Below are 18,940 nucleotides of genomic sequence, written 5' to 3' on the forward strand. Positions count from 1 at the left end.
GGAACCCATAGTTTTTTTAAGGAAAAACTGCAATCGTATTATGCTGGTTGTTAGTAACTTGGCTCCAAGAATAATACCCATGGATTATACCTACGTCATTATCGATTCAGATGCTTCTTCCAAATTACAGTTGCAACTGTTTCTGGAGGAACACGGGGACTTCACCTTCGAGGGGTCGGCCAAGGGTCCTATGGATGGTCTGGATATTATCTTAAAGCATACCCCCGATGTAGTCTTGGTCAATTTGAACGAGGAAGGCATGGATTACTTTCAAATGGTATCGGAGTTGAACCAGTACATTCAGACCCTACCTATACTCATAGGATATTCCAAGACCAAAAAATTTGCCTATAATGCCATTAAAAGTGGCTTTTTTGATTATTGGATCTTGCCACATAATGAATTTGACATACGGAAATCCGTGATGCGGCTTCGCAAAAGGCATCCAAAACAGACCCTCCCCTCCACCATCTGCTTAAAATCCTATAAGGATTATCGGTATTTGGACACCAGGGAGATCCTTTACCTGAAATCGGACAACAATACCACGGACTTTGTGATGAAGGATGGCCGTGTGGTCAGCGCCTTCAAGACCCTGAAATCTTTTGAGGACATGCTCCCAAAAAGTTTTATCCGCATACACCAGAGCTATATCCTGAACAGTGTCTACGTTTCGCGTATCAACTATGGTAGGTCCATCTGCACCTTGCGCAACGAACAGCAAGAGGAAATCCCGTTCACCAAGACCTATAAGGACAAAATAGACGCTCTAAAGGAAATGCTTTCCAAAACAGCGATAAGGTCCCTGAATTAGTCAAATTCTTGCAGATTTCCGTAAAATTCTAACAGATATAGGGTATATACTAAAAGTATATGCCTAAGCTCCACATTCGTTTTGTAGGTCATTATTTTGGCGTCATAAACCAATTTTTTTAACTATAAAACGTAAACCATGAAAAGATTTTTAAGTATTGTAGCGGTAGCCGTATTTGCACTTGGATTATTCTCCTGTGAAGCTGAAACTGATGTTCAGGAAACCGCGGACCTACTTGCTAGTTTAGATCAGGAGGCTAATGACGAAAATGAAAAAAGTGAAGATGATAGACAATAAATTGGTCCATGTATTGGATTAGACTGGGCAATATCTGGATTAGCCTAATGATTACAGTTTGGTGTTTAGGCTTTTTTTTTATGCGTTATTTGATGTCAGATGGTAAAATTGTCATAAGCGAATGGTCCAAAATCAATAGTATTCAAGAATTCCATAAAAATAATTCGTCAAAAAAAGCAGAGCCCGCGAAACATATAGCAGCTCCCTTGCCATATAATATTGATGAGGATCGCCAGATGTGATATAACATTTTAAAACTTTGCAGCCCCATACTCATAATGAATTTGGGGCTTTTTTAGTACCTTGTAAAAGAAGATGGCAACCAACATTCATACTTTTAGCACACTCTTTTGAAAATTAGCTTCTCTATATTATCCATACTTTTGCTTATTGCATGTGGGAGCGATGACAAAAACCAGTCATCGGGAAATAATCAGCTATCAGAAAGGATTGAATATCTTATTTCAATCTCTAAAGATAGTATGGAGCTATCCATCAAAGAACGTCGGTCTTTTCTGGAAGAAGCAGAGAATATGTCTCTGCAAATAACCAATATTACTCAACGATTGGATTATCTTTCCCGAATATCCCTGGCCTATAAAAAAATTAAAGACTCTTCAAGTTTTAGAACAATGAATTTGAAGGTTCAGCAATTATCCCAAAAGGCCAAAATCTATAAGAACTTGGGGGAGTCCCATTGGGATTTGGCTTCGTTTTTTCGCGACTATGGGGTGTTGGACAGTGCCTATTATCACTTTCGGGCCGCCTATCGAAGCTTTGATAGGATGCCGGTGGATTCTACTTCCCAATCCCTAAGAGGGCGTATGTTATACAGTATGGGCAACATACAGGATTCCTATAAGGACTATTTAGGGGCTGAATTAAGTATTGCGCAAGCTTTAATGATTTTCCAAGAATTGGATGATAATCTCCGGGTTTATAACTGTTACAATGTTTTGGGCGTCATTGCCAATGGCATGGACAACAATAAGAAGTCCATAGAGTATTACGAAAAGGCCATGGGCTATTTGGATGACTTAAACTCAGAGCTAAAAAACAGATTGTCTTGGCAAAACCAAAATAACCTGTCCGCTAGTCTTATGAGCATGGAAGACTATCCAGCAGCTAAGAATGTATATTATCAATTGATTAAAGATAAAAAGCTTCAAAGTGAGGCCCCAAAACTGTATTCTCAAGCACTTGCTAGTTATGCATATTGTATACTTAAAGGAGAAAACAACCTAGATGGCGTTTCTGGATACTTGGATATGGCTTCTAAAATCAATGACAGTATAGGAAACTTGTACAATCAAGCTCGTATCAATCAATATTATGGTGAATTGATGATGGCTCAAGGCGACACGGCCCAGGCCATTCAATATGCCCGGCAATCTCGAAACATTGCCCAAGAAACCAGTAACAACGATCGCCTTTTGGAGATATTACGCTTACTTACCCAATGGGACAGTGACAATGCCGTGGCCTATTCCAATGCCTACTATACCCTCAACGAGAACATAAAAGAGGAGGAACGCGCCAAAAGGGACAAATTTGCACGGATTCGGCTCGAAACCGATGAGGTGATCGAGGAAAACAAATTTCTCACCCGACAAAGGCAACTATGGATCGCTGCGGCCATGGCGCTCATTTTAATGGGTATCGCCACCATGATCATCGTTACCCAGAGGATACACAACAATAGGCTAAAGTTCAAGCAAAAACAGCAGGAGAGCAATCAGGAGATCTATAATCTGATGTTGTCCCAGCAGGGCAAGCTCAAGGAAGGCAAACAATTGGAGCAGAAACGCATTTCGGAGGAACTGCATGATGGCATTTTGGGCCAAATGTTGGGCATTCGGCTCATTCTCAGCGGACTTAATGAAAAGGGCGACCCATCGGCCGTTGAAAAACGGGCGGATTTTATCGAAAAGCTGCGTGAAGTGGAAGAGGAAATCAGGACCATCTCACACGAATTGAGCAATGCTTCGTATCAAAAATTTTATAACTTTATTGTATCGCTGGAAGACCTGATTGACGATATCCGTAAATCATCCAAGATATCAATTGGTTTTGAGTATAGTTCCAAAGTGGATTGGGACAGCCTTCAGGGCGATATCAAAATCAATATCTATAGGATTGTACAGGAGTCGTTGCAGAACTGTGTCAAACACGCAAAATGCAATAAAGTACAGGTTGACATGATGGTTGACGATGACATGTTGGAATTGCGGATTACCGATAATGGTATCGGATTTGACACAAACAAAGGCAAAAAAGGCATAGGTTTGCGCAATGTGACCTCTAGGGTTCAAAAGTTGAAGGGTACGTTGAAGGTTGACAGCAACAATGGAAATGGAACGCAGGTTTTGGTGCAGATTCCTGTGGAATCGGTAGTATTTAATGACGAAAAGCAGATTGAAAAAACAAAACAAGTACTGAATGTCTAACCCGGAACATACCAAGGAAAGCCTCAAAACCCTCCGGATTTTGGCTGTGGACGACCATGAAATCACCATTCTGGGATATAAGTTTATCTTGGAGGAATTGGAATTTGATGGATACAACATTATTGTGGATACCGCCACCACCTATGAAAGTGCTAAAAAAATTATCGAGGATTCCGTCAATTCCTTCAAGTACGACATCCTGTTCCTGGACGTGCAGCTTTACGCCCCCAACGAGGACCAACCACACACGGGTGAAGACCTGGGCATTTTGGCCCGAAAACTGGTCCCCGGGACCAAAATTGTATACATGTCCTCGTTCAGTGACAATTTCAGGATCAATAGTATCCTAAAAACGGTAGACCCCGATGGTTATCTTGTGAAAACCGATATTGATCCAAAAACTCTCGAGGATGCCGTGAAGACCATCATCAACGACCCTCCCTATTATTCTTCCAAAGCGCTCGGCGCCATAAGAAAAAAGATGGCCAACGATATTGATCTGGATGAAAAGGACAGAAAAATACTCTACCATCTTTCCCAGGGGACCAAGACCAAGGACCTTGAAAAACACATACGCTTGTCCCCGTCCTCCATCGAAAACAGAAAACGACATCTTAAAACACTTTTTGGAACGGAAAACGAGAATGATCTTGCCTTGATCCTGGCAGCGAAGAGCAAGGGATTTATCTAAGCAGCAAGTGGGCAAAAACCGTTGCTTTTCGTACTTCATGTACTTTTTTCACCCCTTTTGAGCATAAAAACCTACAAATTGAAGTAAATCCGTAGAATTTTTAAGGATTTGCTGCAATCCCAAAAAAAAGATTCACTTTAATTTTAGTGTAGCTAACATTGAAGTTGATACTATGTCGGTCCCAAACAAAACCAATCCTTATTTTTTTAACGGTGTAAGACCCTATAATGTCATTGCAGAGGGTTTGGATGAGTTCGTGCATGCCGTTGAGCGGGATTTTTTTTCGGAAACAAAGCTTCTTTTCAAATATTCCGGTAAAAACAAAAAAACGGAATTGATTCTGGACATATGCTGTAATTTTGGCCTTACCGTTGGCCTGCACCATTTCAATAGCGGAAATTGGGGAGGATTTACATCGGTGGACGATGACCAAGCGCTGGTCTCATCATTTTCAAAGGCCTTTACGGTGTTGAACCAGTTGAACGAAAACAGCTTGGAACTTGTAGAGGTTTCGCTGAACTTCACCGACACCTCCATTATAATCACCAAACTTTACAATCAGAGCATTCCGGAACTACTTGGCCAGATCATTTCAAAAATCAGTGAGCACTTTGTTTATTTTACCAAAGGATTGACGGAAATGCCGTATGAGATTTTTGTGCCCGTATTTGAGGATACACTGCCGCACGTTCCCGAAATGGAAAAGGAACAGCATAGCTATTTCAATTTTTGGGGCCTCTATTTTGAAGAGGGCACGCAGCATCAGGTAATGGTATACAGCCTCAAAAACCGGCGTTTTTGCAAAGAAGACCTATTCCTTTTGGAATAAGGCAAATCCAAATACCCTACGCATATTACCCATCGAACAAAGGTCGTGACTTCATCAAGTCATTGACCTTTTGTCGTATCTCGGCTATCCCTTTTTCATTTTCAGGCTCCATGATCACCTGGTCTATAAGGTCCACAATGGTTTCCATGTGTTCCTCCTTAAGCCCCCGTGTGGTTATGGCCGGTGTCCCAAATCTGATTCCCGATGTGATGAAAGGGGATTGGTCATCAAAAGGCACCATGTTCTTATTGGCTGTGATGGCCGCTTTTTCCAGAGCTTTTTCGGCATCTTTACCGGTGATGCCCTTGTTTCTAAGATCTATCAGCATCATGTGGTTATCGGTTCCTCCGGAAATCACCTTATAATTTCTTTTCATGAAAGCCTGGGCCATGGCCGCGGCATTTTTCTTCACCTGTAGCATATAGTGCAGAAATTCATCTGAAAGTGCTTCACCGAAGGCAATGGCCTTCGCTGCAATGATATGCTCCAAAGGTCCCCCTTGATTACCCGGAAACACGGCCAAATCCAACAGTCCGGACATTTTTCGCAAGCTTCCGTTCTTTAAGGTGATGCCAAAGGGATTGTCAAAATTTTCGCCCATCAAGATGAGTCCTCCCCTAGGCCCTCTCAAGGTTTTGTGTGTGGTGGTGGTAACAATATGGCAATGGGGAATGGGATCATTGAGTATGCCTTTTGCGATCAATCCCGCAGGGTGTGATATATCGGCCAATAAAATGGCATTTACGCTATCCGCTATTTCCCTGAAACGCTTAAAATCCATATCACGGGAATACGCTGAAGCTCCTGCAATGATCAATTTAGGTTTTTCCCGATCTGCGACCTCTTGGATCTTATCATAGTTCAAAGTGCCAGTCTCCTCATCCACGCCATAAAAAACAGGTCGATATAGCTTTCCCGAAAAATTTACGGGAGAGCCATGCGTCAAGTGCCCCCCATGAGAAAGGTCGAAGCCAAGAATCGTGTCCCCAGGTTTCAAACAGGCATGGTACACCGCTGCATTGGCCTGAGAGCCGGAATGGGGCTGTACATTGGCGTATACCGCTCCAAATAGGGCCTTGGCCCTGTCAATGGCAAGTTGTTCCACCTCGTCCACCACCTCGCATCCGCCATAGTAGCGCTTGCCGGGATAGCCCTCGGCATACTTGTTGGTGAGCACGGAACCCGCCGCTTCCATGACTTGGGAGCTGGTGAAGTTTTCCGAAGCAATAAGCTCGATTCCTTCAATTTGTCTGTCCCTTTCCTTTGCTATAAGCTCAAAAACCTGGTGATCTCTTTGCATCTATCCTAAAATTATGAAAGGCTAAAATTACAAATACGATGTTGATTTGGAACCAAAAAATACCAAAGCCGAGGAGTTTTTATCAAACAACAATTAACAATGTTCACAATATCTGTTAAACCCCTCATTTTTAGGTTTTTCATCGATGATATACTACCGTTCAACCTTTTTCGTTAGTACAATGATGGTTTTTGGCACAGCTATTGAAAAAACCAACGAATAACCAATAAAATCAGAAAGCCATGAAAAAAATACTACTCTTTGCAACATTGGTTGTCCTTGCCGCCTGCAGCGGTGTAAAGAAAACACAGGAGGCCCTGAACAGTGGCAACTACTATACTGCCATGAACAAGGCCATAAAGAACTTGGCCGACAATAAGACCAAAAAGGGACATCAGGACTACGTGCTGATGCTGGAAGAGGCCTTCGCCAAAAACACGGAACGTGAACTCCAGGAAATAGCCTTCTTAAAGCAGGATGGAAACCCAGCCAATCTCGAGGCCATTTATAATAAATACCTTCAACTTCGGGACATTCAAAAGAGGATAAGACCACTTTTGCCCCTTCCCATTTATGACGAGGGGCGGGAAGCCCGTTTCTATTTTAGGAATTATGATGCCGATATATTGGATACCAAGGATGAGCTTTCCGAATATCTTTACGGAAATGCATCAAATCTGTTGACCACGGCCAGGGAAAAAGCCGATTACCGAGCTGCCTATAACGACTTGAAATACCTGCAGGACATAAACCCAGGATACAAGGATGTAGTCGGTAAGATGAATGAGGCCTACCAGCGAGGGCTCGAATATGTGAAAGTGGAGATTGGCAATGCCACACAACAGATCATTCCCGAGCGACTGGAAAATGAGCTTTTGGACTTCAATTCGTATGGAATCGATAATTTCTGGATGCAATACCACACCAATCCCCTATCCGAAATCAAGTACGATTACGCCATGAACGTCGATTTTATGGAAATCAACATATCGCCAGAGCAGGTAAACGAAACCCAGATCATTAAAGAAAAGCAGATCAAGGATGGTTATGAGTACCTTTTGGACGAGCAAGGAAATGCGGTGAAGGATAGTTTGGGCAACCGGATCCAAGTGGACCGATTTAGAACCGTGCAATGCAACTTTTACAGGTTCACCCAGTTTAAAAGTGCACAGATTGGGGCCAAGGTCAGATTTACTGATTTGAGAAACGGCCAGGAAATAAACTCCTATCCCCTATCCAGTGAGTTTGTTTTTGAACATATCTACGCCAACTATCAAGGTGACAGAAGGGCTTTGGATACCGATTTGATTGCTCTGCTGGATTTGAGGGCGGTCCCTTTTCCAAGTAACGAGCAAATGGTCTACGATGCGGGTGAAGATCTAAAGGCCCGGCTCAAAGGCATTATCAGTAGGCATCAATTCAATTAAGAATAAAAGCTCCAGGTACTTGGAGCTTTTTTTATGTGTAGTCTTGCAGATCAACATCCGTAATGGCACCATGGGACGCATGCAAAACCACCTGTCCGTTTTTAACGAGCAACAACTGAGGTGATTGGTGTACCACACCGAACTTGGAAGCCACGGCATCCGAAACGCTTCTATGGGCATGCAGATCCAAAAAATGAAAATCCATATTCTCCTCCAAAGCATGGGTACTGGAAAACATCCGCAACACCATCCCACTTATCCCACAAGTGGTCGAATGTTTAAATATCGCCTGCGTCCTTTTTTTTGATTCCTCCATTAACCCATCCAATTGTAATGCATCATTCAGCGGAATCCACGATATACCCTTGCTTGGTTCCGGTTGTTCCTTTTTACTTCCAAATACATTGTCAAAAAATCCCATGGTATAAATTTAAAGGGTATGTCGGTAAACACCAACAAACTTACAAACTGACGAAATGTCCTTTGTTTTCAGGGTTTTAGCGACATTTTGACGGTAATTTGGTTCTGGTAAGGTTGTTGAACATCAGTGGTAAAAAGCATTGAATATGAATTTTAACAATTTTACCATAAAATCACAGGAGGCCATCCAAAGGGCGCAACAATTGGCCCAGGAATATAGCCACCAACAAATAGAGAACGAACACCTCTTCAAGGCCATTGCCGAGGTGGATGAAAATGTATTGCCGTTCATTCTAAAAAAACTGAATGTCAACAGCTCCATGGTGAACCAGATTTTGGATAAGGAACTGGAGCGCTTTTCCAAGGTTTCTGGCGGAGAGATCATGCTGTCAAGAGAAGCGGGCAAAACCCTGAACGAGGCCAACATCATTGCCAAAAACCAAGGCGATGAATTCGTTTCCGTGGAGCACTTGCTGCTGGCCATCTTAAAATCCAACAGTAAGGTTGCCCAAATACTGAAAGATCAGGGCGTCACCGAAAAGGACCTGAGTACGGCCATTGCCGAGTTGCGGAAAGGCGGAAAAGTGACCTCGCAGAGTGCCGAAGAAACCTATAATTCGCTGGATAAATATGCCAAAAACCTAAACCAATTGGCAGATAGTGGCAAACTGGATCCCGTAATCGGTCGTGATGAAGAAATAAGAAGGGTTTTGCAGATTCTATCCCGTAGGACGAAGAACAACCCCATGCTCGTTGGTGAACCCGGTGTGGGTAAAACAGCCATTGCAGAAGGTCTTGCACACCGAATCGTTCAGGGTGATGTCCCCGAAAACCTTAAGGATAAAACCATTTATTCCTTGGATATGGGTGCATTGATCGCCGGTGCCAAATACAAAGGAGAGTTTGAGGAGCGCCTTAAGGCCGTGATCAAGGAAGTAACCTCTTCCGATGGCAGTATTGTGCTCTTCATTGATGAGATCCACACCTTGATCGGTGCAGGAGGTGGTCAGGGCGCCATGGACGCTGCCAACATCCTAAAACCGGCATTGGCTCGAGGTGAACTCAGGGCCATTGGGGCAACAACTTTGGACGAATACCAAAAATACTTTGAGAAAGACAAGGCATTGGAAAGAAGGTTCCAAAAGGTAATGGTGGATGAGCCCGATACCGAAAGTGCCATTTCCATCCTTAGGGGCATCAAGGAAAAATATGAGGCCCACCACAAGGTTCGGATCAAAGATCAGGCGGTAATCGCTGCAGTGGAACTGTCACAGCGTTACATCACCAATCGCTTTTTACCCGATAAGGCCATAGACCTTATGGATGAGGCCGCTTCCAAGATTCGGATGGAAATCAACTCCAAACCTGAGGAATTGGATGTGTTGGACCGAAAGATCACGCAATTGGAAATTGAGATTGAAGCCATCAAAAGGGAAAATGATAAAGAGAAACTGCAATCCCTGAATCTTGAACTGGCAAATCTGAAAGAAGAGCGCAATGAAATCTTCGCCCAATGGGAAAGTGAAAAAACCGTGGTGGATGAAATTCAAAAAACCAAACAGAATATTGAGAATTTCAAACTCGAGGCAGAACGGGCCGAACGAAATGGCGACTATGGCAAAGTGGCCGAGCTTCGATACGGAAAAATAAAAGAGGCCCAAGAAAAATTGGAAAAGCTCCAAGATGATCTGGCACAACAGCAAAGTGCCGGCACACTCATCAAGGAAGAGGTGACCAACGAGGATATTGCCGAAGTGGTGGCCAAATGGACTGGCATACCCGTGACCAAGATGATGCAGAGCGAGCGCGAGAAATTACTGAAACTGGAAAACGTACTGCATCAACGGGTGGTTGGACAGGAAGAAGCCATCGTGGCCGTTTCAGATGCCATCAGAAGGAGCCGGGCAGGACTGCAAGATGCCAAAAAGCCCATTGGGTCGTTCCTCTTTTTGGGAAACACCGGTGTCGGTAAAACGGAATTGGCCAAAACCTTGGCCGCCTATCTGTTTGATGACGAAAATGCGATGACCCGGATTGACATGAGCGAATATCAAGAACGGCACTCCGTGAGCCGTTTGGTAGGCGCACCTCCAGGGTATGTGGGGTATGATGAAGGTGGGCAATTGACAGAAGCCGTTCGGAGACGGCCCTACTCCGTGGTACTATTGGATGAAATTGAAAAAGCACATCCAGATACGTTCAACATATTGCTGCAAGTGCTCGATGAAGGAAGATTGACCGACAACAAAGGTCGCGTAGCGGATTTCAAGAACTCCATCATCATTATGACCAGTAACATGGGAAGCCAAATCATCCAAGAGAAATTTGAAAATGTTGTTGATGTGGAAAGTGCAGCCGAGGCCGCTCGAATAGAGGTTATGGGATTGCTGCGCAAGACCATTCGCCCAGAGTTCCTGAACCGAATTGATGACATCATTATGTTCACCCCATTGAGCAAGGAAAACATCAAGGCCATTGTGAAACTGCAATTGGAACACCTAAAAAAGTTAGTGGCCAGGCAGCATATCACATTGGATGCAACCGAGGAAGCCATTGGGTATTTGGCCGAGAAAGGGTACGATCCTCAATTTGGGGCAAGACCCGTAAAAAGGCTTATCCAGAAAGAAGTGCTCAATAAGCTATCCAAAGAATTACTTGCAGGCACGATTAAATCAGATAGCATCGTACTCCTGGATTCCTTTGATGATGAATTGGTATTCCGAAATCAAAATGAGCTTGTAAATTAATTGATTCTTATAATCAAAAAGAACCCTTTCCCGACGTAGGGAAAGGGTTCTTTGTTTATGTCGCCCTTCATACCAATGGATGGGTTTCTGTGCTTTAAGTGTAAATATGTATTTTAGTCACATACAAACCAACCGTTATGCCTTTGATCATAGCCGTTTTTGGCATCCTATTGCTTTTTCTACTGATTGCCAAATTCAAACTGAACGCCTTCCTTTCATTTATCATTGTATGCCTTTTTGTGGGCATTTTCCAAGGAATGGAACTGGAAAGCTTGGTTAAATCGATCCAACGGGGCATCGGGAACACATTGGGCTTTTTGGTATTGATTTTGGGCCTTGGAGCCATGTTGGGTAAATTAGTGGCCGATAGTGGTGCCGCCCAGCAGATCACAACACGTTTGGTAAATAGTTTTGGGGTGAAACATGTGCAATGGGCCATGGTAATCACAGGATTTATAGTGGGGATTCCCATGTTCTACTCTGTCGGCTTCGTTATTTTGATTCCTTTAGTGTTCACGGTTGCCATTTCTACAAAATTACCTTTGTTGTATGTAGGCCTGCCCATGCTGACATCGCTATCCGTTACACACGGCTTTCTTCCACCCCACCCAGCGCCCACGGCCATCGCCACTATGTTCAATGCAGATATTGGGAAAACCTTGCTCTATGGAATCATAATTGCAATACCCGCCATCCTTGTGGCCGGTCCACTATTTGCTAGAACGATCAAAAAAATTGAGGCAAAACCTTTAAAGGAGTTCTATAATCCCAATATTATACCAGAAGATGAACTTCCTTCCACATGGACAAGTGTTTTGACTGCACTCTCTCCCATCCTTTTTATTGGAATCGGTATAGCTGCCGAACAATTTATATCCAATGGCATTTTGAAAAATATTCTAATGTTCATTGGAAACCCGGTTATTGCATTACTGCTCTCTGTCTTGTTGGCCCTCTATACCCTTGGGCTTTCCAAAGGAAAGAAAATGGGGGATCTAATGGATTCATTGACAATTTCGGTGTCAAGCATCACTATGATTTTACTGATCATAGCCGGTGCAGGGGCATTAAAGGAGGTCCTGATAGACAGTAGGGTAAGCGATTATATTGCCGCAAGCCTTCAGGATTCCAGTATTTCCCCCTTGCTATTGGCTTGGCTGATTGCCACTGCGATTAGGGTAAGCGTGGGTTCGGCCACAGTTGCAGGGCTGACCGCTGCAGGAATTGTGCTACCCATGGCCACAGACCTCAATGTAAGTGCGGAGCTTATGGTATTGTCCATTGGGGCCGGAAGCTTGATGTTATCCCACGTGAACGATACCGGCTTTTGGATGTTCAAAGAATATTTTAATCTGTCGGTAAAAGAGACATTAAGGACATGGACGGTCATGGAAACTTTGGTGGGTATTATGGGATTGCTAGGTGTGCTCGCCTTAAATTTCCTTATGTAAAACTGCTAAGGATTCAATAAAATGTGCGCTGGACTGCAACATTGTTAAATGTTCATTGATTATTGATTTAAATACCGTACAGTATCTGTTTTTTTTTATATTAGATACCGCTAGGCCAACCACCTAAACCATGACCAAAAAAGCAGAACGCACCACCGCTTACATCATCGAGACCGTAGCGCCCATTTTCAATAAGTTCGGCTATGTGGGTACCAGTATGAGCGACCTAACGGAGGCCACAGGGCTTACCAAAGGGGCCATTTACGGAAACTTCGAAAACAAGGAATCTTTGGCTTTATCCGCCTTTGCATATAACCGCAATATTCTGCTTTCCGCCATAGATGAAAAGCTGGGGGTCGATGGAGGTGCTATGGATAAATTGAATTCCTTGATGCGTTTTTATAAACAATATGACATTTTTACACTTCCCATTGGTGGGTGTCCCATCCTAAATGTGGGCGTGGACGCACAGGCCAACAACAAACTTTTGGCTGCGGCGGTAAAAGAGACTATTAAGGATGTGGAGGGCAAAATTGCCCTGGTGCTGGAAAATGGTTCCAATACTCGCGAAATAAAACTTCCCGTTCCTCCATTACAGTTTGCAAAGCAATTGTTTACCATGATCCAGGGAGCGGTTGCCATGAGCACCATGACCCGCGATAGAAAATACCTGATAAACACCATTGCCTATTTGGAGCATTTGATTCAGAACGAAACCAAAAACTAGCCGTCCGGCAACTTCAAGCCTATATACTTTCCTGTTTTCGTGAAATGAATTTCCATATCCATCAACCGATATGGACCATAGGTATATTCTGGGGTTCGACATTGCCCAAAATGGGTTTTCTTCGAGAAATGAAAGGTTTAGCCAAACTGTCTTTTATTTTGTTGATGACATTTAATGCCCACTCACAACATTTTGGTGAGGTCAATATTGCCATATTATCAGCGCAACTGGCCCATTCGGACCAGGCTGTATTTCCAATGTGGAAAAATGGAAAGATGTACTATGTTGATAGTACAACCAACAAAACCTTGATCGCACAAGGCTTCGATGTCGCCTATCCATTCTTCAAAAAGGCAGCCTTGGTCAAGGAAAAGGGCAAATTTGCGGTAATCGACAAAAAAGGAACCTTTTTGCTTCCCCCACAATATGATGAAGTTGATGTCGCACCGTTTGACCATGAAAGCCATTTGGTGATCCTTAACAGGGATATGATCTTCGATTTGAATAAAGGACAGCAAGCTTCATACTATTTACGGGACGAGGAACCTGAAATGATTGAGTCCAACCAATTTCCAGTTGGAAACGATTCGAATGGACTCTCAAAAGACATACATGGCGCAGATCTTGTTGCCTATGACAGTATTCTTACGCGGGGTGCCGATTTCACCATTGCCAAAATTCATGGAAAGATAAGCGTGCTGGGAAACCAAGGCAATACCATCACCAACGAGTATTTTGAGGATGCCATATTCTCTTTCTCAATGTATACCGGACTGGCACACCCTACATTTGGGTTGAAGCAAAATGGGGTTTGGAGCTACTTTAAAAATGGGAAAATCATCCTTAAAAGTAGACATCACTGTATCAGTTTTGGTACCCTACTTCCCAATTCTATTGGAATCATCATGAAACGCAATATGCATTGGATTCTTTTTGAAGATGGAAAAATCAGCAAAAAATCCTATGACTTCATTTCCGAAAATGGATTGGTGGGCATCCGGAAAAATAATGTTTATGTATTAAAAAGTGATGGGAGCGGTCAACGCTATTATCACCATAAACAATAAAATCCTTACTGAATTCCAATCAGATCCGTTTATTGCATGGTTTCAACAATCAAAGAAAAGATAAATGAAATGAAGGCCAAGATCCTGGAGCATTCAAAAATTCCGAGCACGCTACAGGACAACCAATACCTTCCCATTCCAGAAGCAAGCCTATCCCAATTTGAGTCGAAACACCATATAGAGCTCCCCCATGAATATCGCCAGTTTTTGTTGCATGTGAACAACGGGGGAATAGGGCCAGCAAAAGGCATAATTCCATTAGACCTTGGCCATTTTTATGAAAATTTGGACTTGCCCTGGACAAATCCATCCCAATACAATCAACTTTTTCGGTACGACGGTAATTCCGAAAATGAAGAGGAGTTCGACGACCGGGTCGATGCCTTACTGGACGATGAGGATTCCGTAGAATGTAAAATCTATGATGCGAAAGATCATGGAACAATTACCCTTGTGGACAATGGATGCGGCTCCACAACCATACTGGTGGTTTCTGGAGATAGAAAAGGTGAGATATGGCTTGATTTGACCGTCAATGAAGATGGGCTTGTATTTTTGGCTAAAAACTTTTTAGAGTGGCACTTATCTTGGCTTCAGGCACAAGTTGAAAAAATATCCGAAAAGAATCAGGCTATTTCCGAAAGAATTTCTATCCGTGAACCGTCCATTCCCCATTTTTCCAATACCAAGTCGTTGCATGCATTCCTTGGAATATTTAAGGGGGGTGCAAATAAAGAGCCCGTATTTGATATGTTGGAGCGTCTATTGCAAGCAAACAACCTACCCAAAGATGTGATTTTGGCCATTGTTGACTATCTCGTTGAAAATCCAGAATTTAAAAACTATTCACTTGCCTTAAAGTTCATCGACATAGCCTTACAAGATTTTCAACATTGGGAACCGTCAGCCTTAAAACCCCTCCTCTGCACGAAGGGGAAGGCCCATGTGGGCATCCAAGAGTATGTACAGGCCAAGTCCTGTTTTGACAATGCATTGACTCTTGAAATGCCACATTTCCCAAAGGGAACCTTAAAAGACGAACACCTTAGGCTGCTCGCATTGTCTCTTTTATGCTTGGAAAGACATGATGAGGCCGAATCCCTTTTGCTGCGGCCACGGGAAACCATGGATATTGAAAATGCGGTTTTTCTTTTGATGGATTTGTATGAAAAGTTCAAGGATTTTGAGCGCACATTGCTTTGGGGCGAATTATTGTTGGGTTCTACCTTGCTCGATGAAAATGGAAAATATGAATACAATGTCAGCCCAATATATCTGTATCTTACCTATGCCTCCATTCGGATGGGAAACACAGTGGACGCTGAAAAATACCTGGAGCAACTGTCCCAAATCGAACAAAACCCCCAAAACATACCTTATGGCCAAATTGCATTGATCCTATTTGAGGAGGGTTTTTATAAAAAATCGTTGCAGTTTCTTGACATGTATGCCTCACTGCCCATTTCAAGGAACGTTTCATATTGGGTAGATAATTTGAGAGGATGCTGCTATGCTGATATGGGAAACCATAAAAAAGGGATTGCACATTTTATCAAGAGTTTCAATGGCAACGGATGGATAGTTCCCTATTGCAACCTGATCAGGCCCTACATCCATTTGAATAAATTGGACAAGGCCCAGCAAGTGTTCGACGACATCCTGAAATTTGATCCCTACTATTCCTGGAACTATTATCAATTTTCGCTGTACCACATCAAGGAAGAAAATCCGAAAAAGGCACTCGACCTGCTCCAAAAAGCCCTTGGGTTGGGACTTGACATCAAGGTTATCAAGGAGGATAAAGAACTGGCATCAATAATTGATCAACTTTGATCTAAATCTGGGTTCGAAGGTACTTTGGATAGCAATCACGGGGGCATTTTTCTTGAAAAAAATCAAGGTTCATCGAATTCGTAAAATCCATATTTCCCCGCTATACTTGCCAAAAAACTTGCTATCCCTAGCCTTTCGGGCTTCATCCATGCTGCTGTACCGTTCCAAATACACGTAATTGAATTTGTTCGTGCTCCGGTAAAAGGATTTGGGTTCCAAACCACTTAACTTTAACGTATGCATGAAACTTTCATAATATTTTTTGGTCCCGAAAACATTTGTTATCAAATAAAAGCCGGGAGTCAATCCATCTTCACTTGTAACCTCTTGATAACGCTCATTGGGCTTAAGTTCAACTTTTGCTTCTTGCAATGCAGCAATGCTGTCCTGCTTTTTTTGTTCTTCCAACTTCAATAACTCCCTTTGAATCTTTGCCAAAGAATCTTTTTCCCTTTGTTGCCTTTCCATAAGCAATTGCCGTTCGGTTTCTTCCTGCTTTGCTCTTTCCGCATCCAACCGTTCTTGCTCTTTTCGATTTTCTTCCTCCAAATGAGACTCTTCGGCAGCCAGGGCATCTTCTTTTTCAACATCAAACCCGACAACTTTTTTTCTGCTATCCGGCTTTCCAAAATGGTATGCTGCAATCAATTCAAGACTGGGGTCTTCATCCTCGAGGTCCGTGCCTGTTCCAAATTCCATCAAACCCCCAATCGAAAATTGCTTCGCAAGAGTTACACCAAGCCCTCCCGATACTCCATAGAAGTTATTGTATCCGCCTTGTATCCAGAACCGAGAGGTGGAGAGCAAACCATTTACCCCGAATTGGGTGTCGCCATCTGGTATGGATTTCACATAAATCACAGGTCTGATGAAATCATTGGCCGCATTCCGAAAGAGCCCAATTGGAATATCGTTGCTCAAAGTGCCCGTGAATATTTCAAAGTTTCCAGGGCTCATGCCATTGTCCTCCGAAGTATTGATGCCAAAAGCATTTTCCAGGGCCAACCCCACGCTGAATTTATGCACTTGCAAACGAACCGCAGGGGAAAACTGCAGCATAAAACTGTTGGAGCTATTCGCCTCTGGCAACATATTTTGTGGATCGGGCAGAAAACGGTCATCAGCCAGTTTTTCCTGAAAAGCGAACAGGTTGACACCTGTCATTAACTTGACATCTCCATCCAAGTGAAAAACATGGACATATCCAATATTGGCCCCTGTGTCCAAAAAGGTTCCGGTGTTTTGCTGTAGAAACCCTAGGGCAAAAGCTGAATTGGCATTTATTTGGTGGGTGTAATTGGCAAAGATGGTCGTGGGATCACCGTCAACCGTTTGCCATTGCCAGCGAGTCCACAAGGACAATGAGTTCGGATTGTTCCAATCATGGGCGTAAGTGGCATTGAGCAGATTGGCATTGAACCGCGTAAGGTTATGTTGCCTAAGGTCAGTTGGCAATATAAGCTCCTGGCCCGACACAAATACGGTGAAACAGGTCATGAACGAGCAAACCAAGAACCTACCCATATGCAAAAATGAAAATTATACCTTACTTTAGTCCCTATAACTACAAAATCATTTTGGGATTAACACCATTTAGTATGCGAATTACCAAAATTCTAGTTGTCCTGCTCATCTTGGTCACTTTGGGCAACGGATGCAAGGATGATGCAAAGGCCGAGCCCATAATTTCCACATTCTATTTCATCCGACATGCTGAGAAAGACCGTTCGGATCCTGAAAATACTGACCCAGAATTGAACCAGGATGGTCTAGGTAGGGCCATCCGATGGGCCGAGGTATTTGATCCCATTGCATTGGATGCCATTTATTCCACCAATTACGAGCGCACATCCATGACCGCTGCCCCTACTTCGGTCAAAAAGAATATTGATGTTCAGTACTACGACCCAAGCGTTTTGGACATTGAAGCGTTCAAGAAAAACAACGAGGGACTCAATGTATTGGTTGTGGGACATAGCAATACCACTCCCGATTTTGTAAACAAAATGATAGGGCAGGAAAAATATGGGGCCATGGATGACTCCGACAACAGCAGCCTTTTCATAGTCAGAATCATCAACGGTGTTCCCACCGATATTCGGCTTAAAATGGACTAGTTTTCGGTCACCTTTATGTCCTTTAGCTCAATCTTGGAGAGCAATTCCAATGCGTCTTTGTCAAAGCTTTGTCCAATGTCCAGGATATCGGAATCTTTGGTTTTCGGCTTGTAATTGTTGTAGTCCACAAATCGAATTCCATTTATATAGCGTTCGTTAAAGGCCTCCCTAAACCGTTGACCGCCTCCGTCCACATGAAAATCGTATGCAAGGTAATCGGGCTTAAAGGTTTCCTTGTTGAACCAGTAAACATAGATGTCATCAAAATCATCACCTCCGCCCTTTTGGTCAAAAGTGACCTTTATTTTGAAATAATCCTTACCCTTTATCGACTCGGTGCCCAATAATTCTTTTCGTACCGCAGGATCGTTCAATCCCAGGGGCAACCGGGCAAAATAGTGCACAGAATTCACCGAATTGGCATACCGATTGGCAATCGAATCGGGTAAGGCCACCAAAGTATCATTGATGAAACGTTTGAAAGATAAATTAGTTTTTAAGTCCATGATACGGACCGAATCCAGGTGGGATAATCTTTTCAATATCTTTTGACCATCCTGCACCTCCGATATGTAGGTTCTGTCCCTAAAGACAAACGAAGTGTTATGATTTCCGTACAATGCGCCCCCACTGTCCTTGATGGACTCATCCACAATCTCTTGGGCCGTAAACGTGATTTTTTCAGTTTGTTTACAGTTTATCAGAAGCAGTGCAACTAGCGGCATCAAATATCTTTTCATTGGTTTCGGTTTATATCCATATTCGTAAAATAT

At 43.1% G+C, this 18,940-nt stretch carries 16 protein-coding genes; 12 read left to right on the plus strand and 4 right to left on the minus strand.

The window, feature by feature from the left end; all coding sequences use genetic code 11:
• The first annotated feature begins 40 nt into the window (after window positions 1-40).
• The 5 genes from K7G75_RS11315 to K7G75_RS11335 all read left to right on the plus strand — a co-directional run bounded on the left by K7G75_RS11315 (window position 41) and on the right by K7G75_RS11335 (window position 5,078).
• Window positions 41-814 carry a LytR/AlgR family response regulator transcription factor gene (locus K7G75_RS11315; RefSeq protein WP_313777830.1) on the plus strand — a complete coding sequence of 258 codons (774 nt, stop codon included), beginning with the start codon at window positions 41-43 and terminating at the stop codon, window positions 812-814.
• Between the two features lie 138 nt (window positions 815-952).
• On the plus strand, window positions 953-1,111 hold the full coding sequence (locus K7G75_RS11320) for a hypothetical protein (RefSeq protein WP_222984355.1): 159 nt from the start codon (window positions 953-955) through the stop codon (window positions 1,109-1,111).
• Between the two features lie 482 nt (window positions 1,112-1,593).
• Entirely contained in the window at window positions 1,594-3,558 is a 1,965-nt protein-coding gene (locus K7G75_RS11325; protein WP_222984356.1) for a tetratricopeptide repeat-containing sensor histidine kinase, read from the plus strand.
• Entirely contained in the window at window positions 3,551-4,249 is a 699-nt protein-coding gene (locus K7G75_RS11330; RefSeq protein ID WP_222984357.1) for a response regulator, read from the plus strand. The genes K7G75_RS11325 and K7G75_RS11330 overlap by 8 nt, the downstream gene beginning before the upstream one ends.
• A 172-nt stretch (window positions 4,250-4,421) precedes the next feature.
• On the plus strand, window positions 4,422-5,078 hold the full coding sequence (locus tag K7G75_RS11335; protein WP_222984358.1) for a hypothetical protein: 657 nt from the start codon (window positions 4,422-4,424) through the stop codon (window positions 5,076-5,078).
• A 25-nt stretch (window positions 5,079-5,103) separates the two neighbouring features.
• Here the strand turns inward: K7G75_RS11335 and K7G75_RS11340 are convergent, their stop codons facing one another.
• Window positions 5,104-6,378 carry a serine hydroxymethyltransferase gene (locus tag K7G75_RS11340; RefSeq protein WP_222984359.1) on the minus strand — a complete coding sequence of 425 codons (1,275 nt, stop codon included), beginning with the start codon at window positions 6,376-6,378 and terminating at the stop codon, window positions 5,104-5,106.
• Between the two features lie 242 nt (window positions 6,379-6,620).
• Between K7G75_RS11340 and K7G75_RS11345 the strand changes: the two genes are divergently transcribed.
• Entirely contained in the window at window positions 6,621-7,805 is a 1,185-nt protein-coding gene (locus K7G75_RS11345; RefSeq protein WP_222984360.1) for a hypothetical protein, read from the plus strand.
• 31 nt (window positions 7,806-7,836) lie between these two features.
• Here the strand turns inward: K7G75_RS11345 and ytxJ are convergent, their stop codons facing one another.
• The gene (gene ytxJ, locus K7G75_RS11350) at window positions 7,837-8,226 is read right to left on the minus strand and encodes a bacillithiol system redox-active protein YtxJ (RefSeq protein ID WP_222984361.1); all 390 of its coding nucleotides are present in this window, start codon (window positions 8,224-8,226) and stop codon (window positions 7,837-7,839) included.
• Window positions 8,227-8,371: 145 nt separating this feature from the next.
• Here ytxJ and clpB point away from each other — a divergent pair, with 145 nt between their 5' ends.
• The 5 genes from clpB (at window position 8,372) to K7G75_RS11375 (ending at window position 16,050) form a co-directional block, all read left to right on the plus strand.
• Window positions 8,372-10,972 (plus strand): ATP-dependent chaperone ClpB, encoded by a 2,601-nt coding sequence (clpB, locus tag K7G75_RS11355; RefSeq protein WP_222984362.1) that lies wholly within the window; start codon window positions 8,372-8,374, stop codon window positions 10,970-10,972.
• A gap of 137 nt (window positions 10,973-11,109) precedes the next feature.
• A complete protein-coding gene (locus K7G75_RS11360; protein ID WP_222984363.1) occupies window positions 11,110-12,423 on the plus strand; it encodes a gluconate:H+ symporter in 1,314 nt (437 codons plus the stop codon).
• A gap of 130 nt (window positions 12,424-12,553) precedes the next feature.
• Window positions 12,554-13,150 (plus strand): TetR/AcrR family transcriptional regulator, encoded by a 597-nt coding sequence (locus K7G75_RS11365; RefSeq protein ID WP_222984364.1) that lies wholly within the window; start codon window positions 12,554-12,556, stop codon window positions 13,148-13,150.
• A gap of 164 nt (window positions 13,151-13,314) precedes the next feature.
• Window positions 13,315-14,217, plus strand: a complete 903-nt coding sequence (locus K7G75_RS11370) for a WG repeat-containing protein (protein ID WP_335341884.1) — start codon at window positions 13,315-13,317, stop codon at window positions 14,215-14,217.
• A gap of 69 nt (window positions 14,218-14,286) precedes the next feature.
• Complete coding sequence (locus K7G75_RS11375; RefSeq protein WP_222984366.1) at window positions 14,287-16,050, plus strand: SMI1/KNR4 family protein; 1,764 nt, start codon at window positions 14,287-14,289, stop codon at window positions 16,048-16,050.
• 69 nt (window positions 16,051-16,119) lie between these two features.
• On the opposite strand, the gene K7G75_RS11380 is transcribed toward K7G75_RS11375, so the two are convergent.
• The gene (locus tag K7G75_RS11380) at window positions 16,120-17,574 is read right to left on the minus strand and encodes a PorP/SprF family type IX secretion system membrane protein (RefSeq protein ID WP_222984367.1); all 1,455 of its coding nucleotides are present in this window, start codon (window positions 17,572-17,574) and stop codon (window positions 16,120-16,122) included.
• 74 nt (window positions 17,575-17,648) lie between these two features.
• Between K7G75_RS11380 and K7G75_RS11385 the strand changes: the two genes are divergently transcribed.
• The gene (locus K7G75_RS11385; protein WP_222984368.1) at window positions 17,649-18,167 is read left to right on the plus strand and encodes a SixA phosphatase family protein; all 519 of its coding nucleotides are present in this window, start codon (window positions 17,649-17,651) and stop codon (window positions 18,165-18,167) included.
• Here the strand turns inward: K7G75_RS11385 and K7G75_RS11390 are convergent.
• Entirely contained in the window at window positions 18,164-18,907 is a 744-nt protein-coding gene (locus tag K7G75_RS11390; protein ID WP_222984369.1) for a DUF6503 family protein, read from the minus strand. The genes K7G75_RS11385 and K7G75_RS11390 overlap by 4 nt on opposite strands.
• Window positions 18,908-18,940: the final 33 nt, after the last annotated feature.

This window comes from Flagellimonas meishanensis, from assembly GCF_019880545.1.
Lineage (GTDB): Bacteria > Bacteroidota > Bacteroidia > Flavobacteriales > Flavobacteriaceae > Flagellimonas > Flagellimonas meishanensis.

Excerpts from the sequence above, each read along its gene's own strand:
- K7G75_RS11385 (WP_222984368.1), top strand. The coding sequence starts at position 17,649 with ATGCGAATTACCAAAATTCTAGTTGTCCTGCTCATCTTGGTCACTTTG.
- K7G75_RS11390 (WP_222984369.1), bottom strand. The coding sequence starts at position 18,907 with ATGAAAAGATATTTGATGCCGCTAGTTGCACTGCTTCTGATAAACTGT.
- K7G75_RS11360 (WP_222984363.1), top strand. The coding sequence starts at position 11,110 with ATGCCTTTGATCATAGCCGTTTTTGGCATCCTATTGCTTTTTCTACTG.
- K7G75_RS11370 (WP_335341884.1), top strand. The coding sequence starts at position 13,315 with ATGACATTTAATGCCCACTCACAACATTTTGGTGAGGTCAATATTGCC.
- K7G75_RS11380 (WP_222984367.1), bottom strand. The coding sequence starts at position 17,574 with ATGGGTAGGTTCTTGGTTTGCTCGTTCATGACCTGTTTCACCGTATTT.
- K7G75_RS11340 (WP_222984359.1), bottom strand. The coding sequence starts at position 6,378 with ATGCAAAGAGATCACCAGGTTTTTGAGCTTATAGCAAAGGAAAGGGAC.
- K7G75_RS11325 (WP_222984356.1), top strand. The coding sequence starts at position 1,594 with ATGGAGCTATCCATCAAAGAACGTCGGTCTTTTCTGGAAGAAGCAGAG.
- K7G75_RS11315 (WP_313777830.1), top strand. The coding sequence starts at position 41 with ATGCTGGTTGTTAGTAACTTGGCTCCAAGAATAATACCCATGGATTAT.
- clpB (WP_222984362.1), top strand. The coding sequence starts at position 8,372 with ATGAATTTTAACAATTTTACCATAAAATCACAGGAGGCCATCCAAAGG.
- K7G75_RS11345 (WP_222984360.1), top strand. The coding sequence starts at position 6,621 with ATGAAAAAAATACTACTCTTTGCAACATTGGTTGTCCTTGCCGCCTGC.
- ytxJ (WP_222984361.1), bottom strand. The coding sequence starts at position 8,226 with ATGGGATTTTTTGACAATGTATTTGGAAGTAAAAAGGAACAACCGGAA.
- K7G75_RS11365 (WP_222984364.1), top strand. The coding sequence starts at position 12,554 with ATGACCAAAAAAGCAGAACGCACCACCGCTTACATCATCGAGACCGTA.
- K7G75_RS11320 (WP_222984355.1), top strand. The coding sequence starts at position 953 with ATGAAAAGATTTTTAAGTATTGTAGCGGTAGCCGTATTTGCACTTGGA.
- K7G75_RS11330 (WP_222984357.1), top strand. The coding sequence starts at position 3,551 with ATGTCTAACCCGGAACATACCAAGGAAAGCCTCAAAACCCTCCGGATT.
- K7G75_RS11335 (WP_222984358.1), top strand. The coding sequence starts at position 4,422 with ATGTCGGTCCCAAACAAAACCAATCCTTATTTTTTTAACGGTGTAAGA.
- K7G75_RS11375 (WP_222984366.1), top strand. The coding sequence starts at position 14,287 with ATGAAGGCCAAGATCCTGGAGCATTCAAAAATTCCGAGCACGCTACAG.